Annotated in this window: 14 protein-coding genes; 3 read left to right on the top strand and 11 right to left on the bottom strand. The window is 46.3% G+C overall.

Going from position 1 to position 13,428, the window contains the following annotated elements; all coding sequences use genetic code 11:
- The first annotated feature begins 36 nt into the window (after nt 1-36).
- The 3 genes from RH89_RS15920 (at nt 37) to RH89_RS15910 (ending at nt 2,355) form a co-directional block, all read left to right on the top strand.
- Nucleotides 37-942 (top strand): SMP-30/gluconolactonase/LRE family protein, encoded by a 906-nt coding sequence (locus RH89_RS15920; protein ID WP_004404122.1) that lies wholly within the window; start codon nt 37-39, stop codon nt 940-942.
- Nucleotides 943-1,007: 65 nt separating this feature from the next.
- Nucleotides 1,008-1,544, top strand: coding sequence for a GNAT family N-acetyltransferase (locus RH89_RS15915; RefSeq protein WP_004404121.1), 537 nt, complete (start codon nt 1,008-1,010; stop codon nt 1,542-1,544).
- A 34-nt stretch (nt 1,545-1,578) separates the two neighbouring features.
- Nucleotides 1,579-2,355 (top strand): alpha/beta fold hydrolase, encoded by a 777-nt coding sequence (locus RH89_RS15910; protein ID WP_004404120.1) that lies wholly within the window; start codon nt 1,579-1,581, stop codon nt 2,353-2,355.
- 53 nt (nt 2,356-2,408) lie between these two features.
- Here RH89_RS15910 and msrA read toward each other — a convergent pair whose 3' ends face one another.
- The 11 genes from msrA to RH89_RS15855 form a co-directional block, all read right to left on the bottom strand.
- Nucleotides 2,409-2,936, bottom strand: coding sequence for a peptide-methionine (S)-S-oxide reductase MsrA (msrA, locus tag RH89_RS15905; RefSeq protein ID WP_004404118.1), 528 nt, complete (start codon nt 2,934-2,936; stop codon nt 2,409-2,411).
- Between the two features lie 9 nt (nt 2,937-2,945).
- Nucleotides 2,946-3,389 (bottom strand): peptide-methionine (R)-S-oxide reductase MsrB, encoded by a 444-nt coding sequence (gene msrB / locus RH89_RS15900; RefSeq protein WP_004404117.1) that lies wholly within the window; start codon nt 3,387-3,389, stop codon nt 2,946-2,948.
- 228 nt (nt 3,390-3,617) lie between these two features.
- Complete coding sequence (locus RH89_RS15895; RefSeq protein ID WP_139063295.1) at nt 3,618-5,774, bottom strand: hypothetical protein; 2,157 nt, start codon at nt 5,772-5,774, stop codon at nt 3,618-3,620.
- Nucleotides 5,775-6,070: 296 nt separating this feature from the next.
- Entirely contained in the window at nt 6,071-6,475 is a 405-nt protein-coding gene (sufE, locus tag RH89_RS15890) for a cysteine desulfuration protein SufE (protein ID WP_004404115.1), read from the bottom strand.
- 3 nt (nt 6,476-6,478) lie between these two features.
- Nucleotides 6,479-7,726 carry a SufS family cysteine desulfurase gene (locus RH89_RS15885; RefSeq protein WP_004404114.1) on the bottom strand — a complete coding sequence of 416 codons (1,248 nt, stop codon included), beginning with the start codon at nt 7,724-7,726 and terminating at the stop codon, nt 6,479-6,481.
- Nucleotides 7,726-8,982, bottom strand: a complete 1,257-nt coding sequence (sufD, locus tag RH89_RS15880) for a Fe-S cluster assembly protein SufD (RefSeq protein ID WP_004404113.1) — start codon at nt 8,980-8,982, stop codon at nt 7,726-7,728. Before sufD ends, RH89_RS15885 begins: the two co-directional genes overlap by 1 nt.
- Nucleotides 8,957-9,703, bottom strand: a complete 747-nt coding sequence (gene sufC, locus RH89_RS15875) for a Fe-S cluster assembly ATPase SufC (protein ID WP_004404112.1) — start codon at nt 9,701-9,703, stop codon at nt 8,957-8,959. Before sufC ends, sufD begins: the two co-directional genes overlap by 26 nt.
- 6 nt (nt 9,704-9,709) lie before the next feature.
- Complete coding sequence (gene sufB / locus RH89_RS15870; protein WP_004404111.1) at nt 9,710-11,176, bottom strand: Fe-S cluster assembly protein SufB; 1,467 nt, start codon at nt 11,174-11,176, stop codon at nt 9,710-9,712.
- A gap of 3 nt (nt 11,177-11,179) precedes the next feature.
- The gene (locus tag RH89_RS15865; RefSeq protein ID WP_004404109.1) at nt 11,180-11,548 is read right to left on the bottom strand and encodes an iron-sulfur cluster assembly accessory protein; all 369 of its coding nucleotides are present in this window, start codon (nt 11,546-11,548) and stop codon (nt 11,180-11,182) included.
- 113 nt (nt 11,549-11,661) lie between these two features.
- The gene (locus RH89_RS15860) at nt 11,662-11,958 is read right to left on the bottom strand and encodes a DUF3088 family protein (RefSeq protein ID WP_004404108.1); all 297 of its coding nucleotides are present in this window, start codon (nt 11,956-11,958) and stop codon (nt 11,662-11,664) included.
- A 22-nt stretch (nt 11,959-11,980) separates the two neighbouring features.
- On the bottom strand, nt 11,981-12,772 hold the full coding sequence (locus RH89_RS15855; RefSeq protein WP_004404107.1) for an EAL domain-containing protein: 792 nt from the start codon (nt 12,770-12,772) through the stop codon (nt 11,981-11,983).
- Between the last annotated feature and the right edge of the window lie 656 nt (nt 12,773-13,428).

Genomic DNA, 13,428 nt, shown 5'->3' with positions numbered 1-13,428 from the left:
AGCTCTGGTGCCTTTTTTCTAAAGGTATAATTAACCATGAATTATTCTGTTCTGGACGATACCCGATGCATCATCGGTGAGTCACCTGTGTGCATTGACCAATGCATTCTGTGGGTTGATGCGGAATCCGATTCTATTTATCGATTCAATCTAAAGAGTAAACAGACCACACAATTCCGCGTAGACCTGCCCGTTACCGCACTAGCAAAACTGAAGCCTTCGGGCTGGCTAGCGGTAACTAAAATAGGCATCTACGCAATGGATGAGGGTTTCCAATACCATCAATATATCGCCAATCCGGTAGAGCACTTTCCAACTTCGCGACCTAACGATGGCGTTGTCAGCCCAGCGGGCGATCTGTGGGTCGGAACCATGAACAGCGAAGAGCTGGAATCCCCCGACGGAGGGTTATTTATCCTCAGCAGACAGACGCTAAGCCTTTCCAAAATAGACGCAGGGTTTTCGGTCGCCAATGGTATCGCTTTCGATAAAAAGCGACACCTTGCCTACGTCAGTAATATGTTTAAGCGCGAAGTGTATCAGTACCAAATGGATTCAAGCTGGACACAGGTACTGAACAAAAAAGTTATCGTGAAATTACCTGATGAAGATGGCATGCCTGATGGTTTAAAAGTGGATGCCAATGGCACGCTCTATATCTGCCACTGGGACGCGGGTCTTATCTCAACCTATCGCCACACAGGTCAGCCTTTCCAGCGAATCCAACTTCCCGTTAAACACGCAACCCGATGTACTTTTATCAGTAATGACAAGCTCGCCGTCACCACGGCAAGCTACGAAATGGGCGAGTCAGATTTTCAGCAACTCCCTCTTTCAGGTGCGACCTTTCAAGTAGATTTGGAAGGCGCGGTTGCCGATACCGAGTTCGAATTTGATTCCCCTTTGCTCTCAGAAAAACTCAATAAAATTAATACCACGTGAAGTGCATTGTCTTTCCTATAAAGATTCGATACCTTGTCTGAAAAGAAGGATTTTGAGTTGAGTATATGTTTACAAAAGAAATAGATAAGGACATTCAGCTAGCACTGGTGCAACCCTCATTTGCAGCTGATTATCTCAGGCTACGCAATGAAAACTTGGAGTACCTTTCAAAATGGCTGGCGTGGCCACCACATTGTGACTCAGAAGAGGATTTCCTCAACTTCGTTCGCTCTTCATTAAAGAGCTACGCAGAAGGTGAGTCGCTGAGCTGTGCCATTCTATTTCAAGGTGAACTGGTCGGAAACGCCTCTGTTTTCAACATAGATAACAACTTGAGCAAAGCCAAACTGGGATACTGGATCGCCGAATCGGCGCAGGGAAATGGCATCGTGACACGAGTATGTCAGACCCTCATCGACATCGCCTTCGACGACTATCAACTGGAAAAGGTTCAGCTACATGCGGCTGAAGAAAACAAACCAAGCCGCGCGGTCGCGGAAAGGCTTGGAATGAAGCTGGAAGGCATAATAAGACGCAATGAAAATCTCAACGGCCGAATTGTTGATCACGCCATTTATGGCTTACTGAAAAGCGAGCGTTGATACCAGCGATTTGGCTCAATAAAGGATTAGGACAATGAGTACTTCACTTTATTGCTACGATGGTCGCCACCACCTCGAATATGGCGACTATGGAGACAAATCGCACCCTGTGGTCGTTGCTTTTCATGGATTGTTGGGCGGCGCAAAGCTGGACCAACTGGGGGCGTTTTTTAGCTCTCATAATCGAAGGCTGATCAGCGTTACCCGCCCGGGTTACGGTAATGCTTCCCCCGTTGAATTTGAACACTATCGAGACATCACAAAACTCTATCAGCAGTTACTGGATCACCTTGAAATAACTCAGTGTGAGCTGTTTGGTATTTCTGCGGGCGCGCCCCATGCTTATCAGTTGGCGGCACTGGATAGTCGGATTTCCAAAGTATGGATTTTTAGCGGGCTGCCCTTAGTGTGCGACCCGGACATACTGAAACTTTACCCACCGACTTTGGAAGAGTTATACGAGCTTGCAAGAAACAGCGACCGTATTTCTGTTGGCAACCAACTCCACGACATGCTGTTCCCAGAGGTATCACCGGAATTGCTTAAAAGTGAAATGTATCAATTCACCATGTCTCACGGTGGTTTTGCACTTGGTCAGGAAATCCATTTCCAGGCATCAATGACCTGCGAGGAATTTGAAAACATTACAGCCCCTATTGTGCTTCAACACTGCAGAGTGGATACCATGGTGCCCTTCTCTGCCGCTGAAGAAACCGCCAGAAAGCTGGGCGCGGAGTTTATTCCGGAAGAACAGGGCGAGCATGCCGACTTAAACAACATGCAGAAGCTTCTTTCGTTAATGGTTTCGTAAGGTCTCACAATCCACTTTTAAACAAAAAAAGCGCCCGAGATTGGGCGCTTAGTTCAGGACAGTTTATCGCCATGCGTTACACGAAACTTGTCCAGCTTAGGCGAAATCACCATCTGGCAATATCTGCCTTCCGGATTCGCTCGGTAATAGTTTTGGTGTTTCCCTTCTGCTTTATAGAACACCTCAAAGGGCTTTACTTCGGTCACAATGGGATCGGAAAACTCAGGCTTTAACTTCTCTATGACCTCTTTGGCGACGTTCAATTGAGATTCGTCGTGCCCGAGAATAATGCTCCGATACTGAGTGCCGCGATCCGCGCCTTGCCTGTCAGGTGTTGTCGGGTTGTGCGTCGTCAGATGAATCTCCACTAAATCAGCAAAACTTATCTCACTGTCATCAAATTCAATCTGAACCACTTCTGCATGCCCAGTCGTACCGTTACACACTTCCCGATAGGCTGGATTTTTGGTGTGACCACCACTGTAACCACTGGTCACAGACTTTACACCGCGCACCTGTTGAAAAAGCGCTTCAGTGCACCAGAAACAACCGCCACCTATTGTGGCTAATGATAAAGTCATGTTGACCTCCTATTCGGATTTCTTCAGCGCGACAGCGTTCATACAGTAACGAAGCCCGCTAGGGGGAGGACCATCGGGGAATACATGCCCTAAATGCGCCTCACAGGTGTTACAGGTGGTTTCAATCCTGCGCATACCATGAGATTCATCCATATGGTATGCAATCGCATTTGCCCGAACAGGCTGCGTAAACGAAGGCCACCCAGATCCAGATTCAAACTTCACATCCGCATCAAACAGCGGCGTATCACAACATACGCAATGGTAGATACCCGGCTCAAACAAGCTGCACGAGTCACTACTGAATGCCCTTTCAGTGCCTTTCTGGCGAGTAATTCGATATTCCTCGTCACTCAGTTGTGCACGCCATTCAGCTTCAGATTTGTGAATGACGCGATCAGGTTTCAGGTTCCCATTACTGGCGAACTCAATCACACTTTGCCAATTCAACATGATGTTTACCTCGCTGTCGGTTCTCATTTGATTTGTTTATAGACAGAAAACCCGGAACACGATCAGAGCGTGCTCAGAATTTTGAGGATTACAGTCTTAAAACGATTTGAAGAGAAGATGTAGATAAGAAAATACCCGCCCTTAGCCAGAGCAGGTATTGATTAGACCGAGGTGGTTAGGAATAAATTTCACAGCCAGATTTGCGTTGCATGAGCTGTCAATCTCACCTTACTTATAGTTGCCAGAAATGGCATAAATATTGAGCTCTGGTGCTGATGATGTTCTTCCAACAGCCCAGACGATATCTCCATTTTTCAATACCTGAGGTTCAGCACCTCGTGGGATATGGACAGGCTGATTATTGTTGTCAATCAATGGAGCAGCGGACTGCAACACCTTACCGGATTTATCAATGACCATGGAATAAGTGGTATCGACTTCGCGTCTGTCTTTCAAGACTTTCTGGTAAATGACCACAAGGTTCTCACCAACCGGAAACATCTTAGGGTTTACAATGTTAGTACCATTCATGGTTTTCCCTGTATTGCCTGTTCCTGCATCAGTAAAATGTGTGTACTGAACCAAATCCGTATCTGGTACCGGCTTACCGTCAATTTTCCCTCTGTAGAAAAAGAGGTTGTAATTCGACGAGATGGTCTTGGTTTTAAGTGCAGCGGTAAAAATGCTCGCATACTCACCATCTCCTAAGCCTACGGTCTGCCCTAACTGGGTATAAGTGAAATTCGTCGTCGAACTCGCAGGTTTTTGTTCCGGCTTGAACAGCGAGGTGGCAGGCGTTTCTTTTGAAGGCTTACCGCTGCTTTCCAGTTTTCCGGGTTTGTAAGCACCGACAGTTAACCCACCACCACCATCGGATGTCCAAAGCGCAACAAACTGCTTTTCAGACGCATCGTAAATCATCCGGTGATCCATATTGTGGAAACTTAGCGTAGTAGTGTGATCGCCATTGAGCTGATTCAGATTACTGTCAAATATACCTACCCAGCCTGACTGGTGTTCCCCCTGCCCTGGATAGTTAAACTGGGTTGAAGTGTGCAGTGCAATATAACCATCGCCACTCGCCATTCGAGCTGTACTCAAAGCCATCGAGTTGTATCTGCTTTTGTGCTGACTTGGTTTGTCCGCGCCAAAGATGACCTTCTCTCTAACTAATGTGCCATCTGGTTGAATGATGCGAATAGCCGTTTTTTCTCTTGGTGCGTCATTGAAAAACGCTGCACCCATACCCCGAATTCCGTAAGAATATGCGAACGCGTAATTGCCATTGTCCAAAACGGTAAACCCAACCAGTTTGGAGAGCCTTCCTTTGATGGATTTGGATTCACGCTTCTGAAATAGCCCGTAATACTGTTCGCATTTTACATAGCCTTCTGTGTCGTAGGTGACCCATGTTCCGCCTTTGATTTGCAGGGCTCGCGCTTCTACATATCGATTAGGATCCGACGCTTTCACGACTCCGCTTTCTATTCCCTGAATCACTTGATGGATTTCAGCTTCGTAATGACGTTTCAGCTCACTCTCGGACTTGGTTTCAAGCTCTTTTAAATAATCCTGATAAACCTCTCGTGCATGTTGCGTTTTAAGCTGATTTTTAAACGTATTGTAGAGAGCATTTTGTTTGGACAAGATAGTCGCTTTGCTTTCCGATGCTATTTTATTTTTTAGATCGTTAAGCGCTTTTTTCGCAGACGCGACGTCATCTCGATGATAAAAAAGCGAGCAACCAGAAAAGTGAAGGTTTCGACTGGTCAGAGTCGACGCCTGATGACGTCCTCCAAAAACACCTCCCTGAACTGTCCAGGTTCGTCCCTTTCTATCGGTAACCACATCCTGCCTTTTGGGCATAGGTTTCAGAGGAGAGCCATAAACCGCCTGAGTTATTCGAAAATCACGGGAAACGTATGATTGACCAAAGTTCAACTCGGGGCTAAATCGATAGTTACTGATGGCATTGTGGTCATCATCAAACTCAGTGAAAACAATACCACCTTCCCCCGTTTGAGAACTGTAGTCTCGCCAGGCAACCACGTACCCACCATTAGGTTTCGCTGACACCACAACTTCAGGTCTGAATGCCGCGCCATTACCCATATTTGGCTGAGGGTGAGTAAATTTCGATCCGGAAATCGCGAATTTGGATGGCATTCCGTTGTTCATTAGAGCTGTTGTATGCGTAAACGCTTTTTGAACATTGCTCGGCTTAACGGGGTCAGGTATCACCGAGCCGCCACCCGGCTTAGGAGCAGGCTTAACATTCGACGAGGTATTGCCAGAATCTCCTCCTCCGTTACATCCCGACAATGCCACGACTACGAGAAGCGCTGTAGGTATATGTTTAAAGGTATTTTTACCAATAAATTTCACTGTTCTGCCCTTATTCAATTTGATGGGCATGAAGGTATATGGGGGGTAAAAAAGCGTCAATTAGGGTCATTAAACTCAGCCATGCAGTTTGTTTATCAATAGTCGATAAATTAAAAACTCAGTATCAAAAATGAGACACTCTTACGGTAAAAATGCCGTTAATGAAATAAACGTGCTTTTAGGTCGCAAAAATAGGTCTTCAGTTTTGATGAGGATAGGGTAAGAAAGGGCTGGGAAGAAAGGTCGAAAGATCAAGCACAAGAGGGATAAAGAAACCTCTTGTGCTTGGAAAACGGTTAGGAATAAATTTCCGCGGTTTTCTGAATGCTTGCTACCATGGCTGACAAGCCTTGAGAACGGGTGGGGGTGATGTGTTTATGCAGCTCTAGCTCTTCGAACCATTGGTTAATATCGAAATCCAGAATCTCTTTGGCTGTTTTCCCTTCAAAGGCAATCACTGTTACTGCGATTAGCCCTTTTACAATGGCGGCATCGCTGTCGCCTGAAAAATGGAAAACACCTTGGTCATCCTGAACCTGATCCAACCAAACCTGGCTCTGACAGCCTTTGATTAGGTAATCATCGATTCGCTTATCATCGGAGATTGGTGCTAAACGCTCACCCAATTCGATGATGTATAAATACTTTTCTTCCCAGTCCTGACAGCGGTTGAAGTTTTTGACCAGTTTTTCTGGTGTCATCTTTTATCCTAACAACATATTGATTCGTTTCAGCCCTGCCACCAAAGCGTCAATGTCTTCACGGGTGGTATAGAGGGCAATAGAAGCACGACAAACTGCCGATTGATCCAACGAGCTAATCAGGGGCATCGCGCAGTGGTGCCCTGTGCGAACCGCAATGCCGTATCGGTCCAGAAACGTCCCTACGTCATACGCATGGTGTTCGCCAAGATTGAATGGTATTACGCCAGCTCGATGGCTTGGTTTGCCATAAACCTCAATATTATCAATAGTTGAGAGTTGCGTCAGTGCATAATCCATCAACTGGTTCTCATATTGAGCAATCGCATCTAGACCGGCTTCTTGTACGTAATCAATCGCAGCACCCAACCCAAGAATCCCAGCAATGTTTGGTGTGCCGGCTTCGAATTTCCACGGCGCTTGGTTGAATGTGGTGCCGGTCGGCAGGCAGACCTTGTCGATCATAGCGCCGCCACCTTCCCAAGGGCTCATGGCATCCAGAAGAGACTTCTTACCATACAGAACACCAATCCCTGTTGGGCCGTACAGTTTGTGAGCGGAGAACACGTAAAAATCGCAGTTCAGCGACTTCACATCTACCGTTTCGTGCATCACCGCCTGAGCACCATCCAGCAACACAGGAATACCGCGTTCATTCGCCAGTTGAGTCACAGATTCAATCGGAGTGCGAGCACCCAGTACGTTGGAGATGTGTGCCACCGCCACAAGTACCGTGTTTTCAGACAACAGAGGTTCTAGCGATTGAATATCCAGTTCGCCATTTTCGTCGGCTTCCCAGACTTTCACGTTCAGGTTGAACTGCTCCGCCAGCATCTGCCAGGGTACGATGTTAGCGTGATGCTCCAGATTAGAGATCACGATTTCGCTTGGCTTGTCACCTCGTTCTTGAAGCAGCGGACGCAGGTAACCGTTGGCAACTAGGTTTATGGCTTCCGTGGTGCCTTTGGTAAATACGATTTCATCGCGAGTGTCTGCACCCAGAAAGGTGCAAACTTTGTCACGTACCTGCTCCATGTTATCGGTTGCCGCAGCACTTAGCTGGTGAACTCCGCGATGCACCGAAGCGTATTCATCGCGGTAGAAGCTTGTCATGCGGTCGATAACACTGTTCGGAGTCTGAGCACTGGCAGCTGAATCAAGATACACCAATGGTTTACCGTCGATTTCCTGATTTAGTGTCGGGAAGTCTTTGCGCCATGGGTTGGTATCTTGGTTTATTTCAGTGCTCATTACAGGTCCAGTTTTTGTTCAATACGACGGATGATGTGTTTGCGAACTTCTTCATGTTCAATGGCATCAGTCAGCTCACCTGCAAACGCAAAGGTGATCATTTTTTCTGCCTTAGCTTTCGGAATACCACGAGCCTGCAGGTAGAAAACCTGATTCTGGTCTATTTGACCCGTTGTGGCACCGTGGCTGCATTTTACGTCATCGGCGTAAATTTCCAACTGGGGTTTACTGTTAACCTGCGCTTTTTCGCTCAACAGAAGGTTATGGTTGTCCATCTGACCGTCTGTTTTGATGGCACCTTTGTCTACGTAAATCATGCCGTTGAATACGCCCACACCATTGTCTTTGCCGATCACTTTGTGTGTTTGATGGCTATTGCAGTGTGCGGATTTATGACGAAGGAAGGTACGGGTATCAAACACCTGATCCTGTTTCGGCAGGTTCAGACTGTTCATTTCGATCTCGCCACCTTCGGCTTTCAGTACGCTACTGGTGTTGTGTCGGATCAGCTTGCCTTCCAGAAGGAACGTATGGCTGGTCGCACGGCTGTCACGGTATAGCGTGATGTCGTTGTGACCGAAATGATGCTGTAGAGAACCTTCTTCGATCAATTTGATGTGTTCAAAGCTTGCACCGTCGCTCACGTTCGCCGTCAGACGCGCACAAGTCACACCTCCACCTTGGTTTAGAGACACATGGTGTTCGTAAATATGGCACTCAGCAAGGCGGCTCAATTCTACATGATGTCGGTAGCTCACCAGTTCACCGTCTCCACCAGAGTTCAGGTGGAAAAGATAAATAGGCTTATCCAATTGCGTGTTGTTCGCGATGTGGATGTAAATTCCAGCAGTCGCTGTAGCGTCCGTCAGAGCGGAGAACGCTTCTTGGCTGATGGTATGCGCCAGTTGCTGCTGTTGAACGTCGTCCAGCGCGTTCAGCTCGGTTACCGTGGTGTTTGGAATGTCATCAGACAGCTCTGGATTGAACTTTCCATCAAAAAACACCAGACGATAGCAATCAAAGCTCATGCTGATGCTTTCGAATGAAATGCTGTCGATGTTGTTCTTTCTAGGCTCGCGGTAATCAAGGCTTAGAAATCCATCCAGTGGCGTGTATTTCCAATCTTCGTGCTTAGCCGTTGGGATTCCCCAAAGAGCCAAAGATTGCCAGCTGTTTTCCTGCCAGCTTGAATGGCCAGCCAGAGAGCGCAGACGCGTCAGTGCGACGTCTCTACTCTTCTCCGATAATCCAACCATAACCTTTGTCCTCTAACTCTTTCGCCAACGTGTGATCGCCCGATTTCACGATCTTGCCTTTGTACAGTACGTGTACAAAATCAGGCTTAATGTAATCCAGAATACGCTGGTAGTGCGTAACTACGATGAATGAACGGTTGCCATCACGAAGAGCATTCACACCGTCAGACACCGCTTTCAGAGCATCGATATCCAGACCGGAATCCGTTTCATCTAGAATGCAAAGTTCCGGCTCCAGAACTGCCATTTGCAGAATGTCGTTACGTTTTTTCTCACCACCAGAGAAACCTTCGTTCACAGAACGATTCAGCAGATCAACGGGCATTTTCAGAAGGTCTGCTTTCTCTTCAAGCAGATCTTCAAAATCAAAGCGATCCAGTTCTGGCTCGCCGCGGTATTCGCGAATGCCATTCAGCGCGGTTTTCAGAAACAGCTTGTTGCTCACACCCGGAATTTCTACCGGGTACTGGAATGCTAGGAATACGCCTTCGCCCGCTCTTTCATCAGGGTCTAGTTCAACAAGGTCTTTGCCTTTGAACAGAACTTCGCCGTCGGTCACTTCGTAGTCTTCTTTACCCGCGAGTGTGGCAGAAAGCGTACTTTTGCCTGAACCGTTTGGCCCCATAATGGCGTGAACTTCGCCCGGTTTGATGGAAAGGTTAATACCGTTAAGGATTTGGTTGTCCTCAACACTGGCTTTTAAATCTTTAATTTCTAGCATACTGGGTTAGCCCACGCTGTGTTCTAAACTGATGGAAAGGAGTTTTTGCGCTTCAATCGCAAATTCGAGTGGCAGCTCTGAGAATACGTCTTTACAGAATCCGTTAACGATCATTGAGATAGCATCGTCTTCGCTGATGCCTCGCTGCACACAATAGAAGAGCTGATCTTCACCGATTCGGGAAGTGGTCGCTTCGTGCTCTACCTGAGCTGTAGAGTTTTTCACTTCTACGTACGGGAAAGTGTGCGCGCCACAGTCTGCACCAATCAACATGGAGTCACACTGTGTAAAGTTACGGGCACCTTCTGCACTTGGGAGAACTTTCACTAAGCCACGGTAGCTGTTTTCACTCTTACCTGCTGAGATACCTTTGGAGATGATGGTCGACTTGGTATTTTTACCAATGTGAATCATCTTGGTACCTGTGTCGGCTTTCTGATCGCCATTCGTCAGAGCAACCGAGAAGAACTCACCGACAGAGTTATCACCTTTGAGGATAACACTTGGGTATTTCCAGGTAATCGCAGAGCCTGTTTCAGACTGCGTCCAAGACATTTTGCTGTTTGCACCCTCACAAACGGCACGCTTGGTTACAAAGTTCAGGATACCGCCTTTCGAGCCTTCTACGCCCGAGAACCAGTTCTGTACTGTTGAGTACTTCACTTCGGCATCTTTGTGAACAATCACTTCAACCACAGCAGCGTGAAGCTGGTAGGTGTCACGCACAGGTGCAGAACACCCTTCAATGTAGCTGACAAAAGCACCTTCATCCGCAACCAGAATCGTACGCTCAAACTGACCCGTTTTTGCCTGGTTGATTCGGAAGTAGGTCGATAGTTCGCGTGGACAACGTACGCCCGGAGGCACGTAAACAAATGAACCGTCAGACGCCACTGCGGCATTAAGCGCAGCAAAGAAATTGTCTTTTGGTGGAACCACAGTGCCCAGGTACTTACGTACCAAGTCTGGGTATTCATGAATGGCTTCGCTGAACGAACAGAAAATAATGCCTTGCTCTTTCAGTTCATCACGATAGGTCGTTGTCACAGAAACCGAGTCGAAAATCGCATCAACCGCGACTTCCGCACCTTCACGAACAGGCACACCCAGTTGGTCAAACGCATCTTCTACTTCTTTGGTCAGGAATTCATTAGAGCCATCGGACTCCAGGTCATTACCTTCACATTTACCGCAGCTTGGCGCGGAGTAGTAACTGTAGCCTTGGTAATCCAGAGACGGGTATTCCGCTTTGAGCCAGTGTGGCTCTTCCATCTCTTTCCATAACCGATAAGCTTCAAGCCGGAATTCAAGCATCCATTCCGGTTCATTTCTCTTGGCAGAAATCGCACGTACGACGTCTTCGTTAATGCCTTTTTCTAAGGTGTCGTTGTCAAGCTGGGTGTAGAACCCTTCTTTGTATCCTTCCTTATTCATTGCCTCTTGGACTTCAGGCTGAATTTCAATTGCAGTCATTTGCTAAATACCAAAGCTCTCACCGCAGCCACACTCGGCTTTGACGTTAGGATTTTTATAGGTAAAGGTCTGATTAAGCCCTTCGCGGACATAGTCCACTTCGGTGCCATCAAGGAATGGCATCGCAGAAAGGGCGACGTAGATTGTTGCGCCATTGGATTCGAAAGACAGATCGCCTTCCTCTGGAGCTTCGATTTGATCAAGGACGTAAGCATAACCTGTACAACCCGACGCTTTAACAGACAAATGAATTGCCTTTCCGTCCGTCGAAAGTTGCAGGATTCGCTTAGCCGCAGCGGGAGTAAGAGTGATACCTTGCCATTGCGCGTCCTCTAGCGAGAACTCCATGGTTCCTTCGGTATGAGATGCCATAACCACACCTTATAGTAGTAAAGATGGAGCACATGATAATGATTATCAATTGCAGATCAACCATAAGTCCAAAGTGGTTAAACAGGAAGTGTTACAGAATGAAGATTTTTTGGCTAGGGGTGCACTTTAGCACCACCGAACGCATCTGCCAAATAATTTATAATTTCAACAGGATGCGTAAGGGTATTGTTACCTTCCAGAATGAGTACAGGTAGCCACTGATTGTTCTCACCTATTAATTCAATTACTTCATTCCTGGGCTTGGGAAATGCTATTCTGCGAACGTCCGTGTGCTGCTCCCAGTGGGGATTTGCCTGAAGTGCCCCCTCAATCATGGCGCAGTGTGAGCAGACCCAGCTTTGCCCTTCATCCATAAATGGCATTTTCAATACAAACAAAATCGGTTTCATTCATTACTTCCCTGTTGAATAACTAAGATTTAAGAATATTTTGTGCAGGAATTGGCTTTCCAAGCAAGTAACCTTGAAAATAGTCCACCCCCCACTCTTTCATGATCGCGAGTTGTTCCTGCGTCTCTATTCCCTCAGCGATGGTCGTGATGTTTCTGGATTGACAGTAATCAAGCACTTCCCATATCTGTGACCGAGTAGACACAAAATTCTGAACCATCGCTTTGTCGATTTTCACGATGTTCACATCATGCCGACGCACTCGCGCCATGTCACACCCCATGGAGCCAAAATCGTCCAGTGCGACACGAATATCGACTTCTTTCAAATTGGCGATACCCTGTGCCATTAACGACATCTCGGTATTGTTGTCTTCCATGATTTCGTAAACGACGTTTTCCTTGGGTACACCAAGAGCCTGTAAGCGTATCAACAGTTGCTCAATCGCGCCTGGAGAATTACCCAACGTGTTGAAAACACAGGGTGGAGCGTTAATAAAAATGGACTGTTCGGGCAGATAAAAACGAGAGAAATTCTGAAAATGAATTTTTCCTGTTATCAGAAAAAAAAGCATCAGCTTTTTCAAATCGCCACGTATGGGTTTCAGGTAGTCGTCGGGGGACACCACATCCCCATTTTGATCGGTAATACGAACCAAACCTTCATAGGCATACATGTTGTTTTGTCTGTCAAAAATGGGTTGATAAACACCTTTGAAGGTAATGCCATCAAACGAAGAGTAAGACCACCCCTGCTCATCGGTGAAAATAATGTCCTGAACCGGATCTTCCTGAGTGTTGTACACCACTTTCATATTAAGCCTTTATTATTTTTGTAGCTCAACTTACGTTGTTCATGTTTTTTCGAATAGCCAACAGCAAAGCAATCGATTTCTCTCCTCCAGCTATACCCTTAATGGCTTTTCAGAACAACCAGTTAGGTTAAACGAACTCATATATACATTTAGAACGTCTTTTCATTCTTGCGTATTCGGTTCATTACATAAAAAATTTCGAGTGATATCAGATTTTGATACTCAAGATTTGCAGGCAGTTCCAGAGAGAAAATTAGTGGCATTTTTTACTGATTACACCGACGAGTCTCACTTTCACAGTGAGATTGGCTAAATTACTTTGATTTTTAGAAATTTATACCCAGAAATCTCTCACTCTTAAGCAACCAATATTTGGAACAAAGGTAGCACTGTCATATTTCTGTAATCACTGGCTAAACTTGGAAAAATGGCTGAATTTTTTCGCCATTTTAGCCGCGTTCAGCAAAAAACACGGTGTTCGAACCATTACTCAGTTTATACACGTCAAGTCTCATATTTAATAACTTCATTGTTCACAAAACCGAATGCGATTTAATAACCGTAAAAACGTATAGGTATCAAGTAGCGATAACTTCAGAAAAACGTTAAATAATCGCACTTAAAAAATACCCTCTCCTCCATCCAGTTGGCATCAA

The organism is Vibrio nigripulchritudo ATCC 27043, assembly GCF_000222685.1.
Classification (GTDB): Bacteria; Pseudomonadota; Gammaproteobacteria; order Enterobacterales; family Vibrionaceae; genus Vibrio; species Vibrio nigripulchritudo.
This window is presented reverse-complemented; position numbering and strand designations above follow the sequence as displayed.

Bases quoted from the DNA above. Each gene is read 5' to 3' on its own strand.
- RH89_RS15920 (WP_004404122.1), top strand. From the start codon at position 37: ATGAATTATTCTGTTCTGGACGATACCCGATGCATCATCGGTGAGTCA.
- RH89_RS15915 (WP_004404121.1), top strand. From the start codon at position 1,008: ATGTTTACAAAAGAAATAGATAAGGACATTCAGCTAGCACTGGTGCAA.
- RH89_RS15910 (WP_004404120.1), top strand. From the start codon at position 1,579: ATGAGTACTTCACTTTATTGCTACGATGGTCGCCACCACCTCGAATAT.
- msrA (WP_004404118.1), bottom strand. From the start codon at position 2,936: ATGACTTTATCATTAGCCACAATAGGTGGCGGTTGTTTCTGGTGCACT.
- msrB (WP_004404117.1), bottom strand. From the start codon at position 3,389: ATGTTGAATTGGCAAAGTGTGATTGAGTTCGCCAGTAATGGGAACCTG.
- sufE (WP_004404115.1), bottom strand. From the start codon at position 6,475: ATGACACCAGAAAAACTGGTCAAAAACTTCAACCGCTGTCAGGACTGG.
- RH89_RS15885 (WP_004404114.1), bottom strand. From the start codon at position 7,726: ATGAGCACTGAAATAAACCAAGATACCAACCCATGGCGCAAAGACTTC.
- sufD (WP_004404113.1), bottom strand. From the start codon at position 8,982: ATGGTTGGATTATCGGAGAAGAGTAGAGACGTCGCACTGACGCGTCTG.
- sufC (WP_004404112.1), bottom strand. From the start codon at position 9,703: ATGCTAGAAATTAAAGATTTAAAAGCCAGTGTTGAGGACAACCAAATC.
- sufB (WP_004404111.1), bottom strand. From the start codon at position 11,176: ATGACTGCAATTGAAATTCAGCCTGAAGTCCAAGAGGCAATGAATAAG.
- RH89_RS15865 (WP_004404109.1), bottom strand. From the start codon at position 11,548: ATGGCATCTCATACCGAAGGAACCATGGAGTTCTCGCTAGAGGACGCG.
- RH89_RS15860 (WP_004404108.1), bottom strand. From the start codon at position 11,958: ATGAAACCGATTTTGTTTGTATTGAAAATGCCATTTATGGATGAAGGG.
- RH89_RS15855 (WP_004404107.1), bottom strand. From the start codon at position 12,772: ATGAAAGTGGTGTACAACACTCAGGAAGATCCGGTTCAGGACATTATT.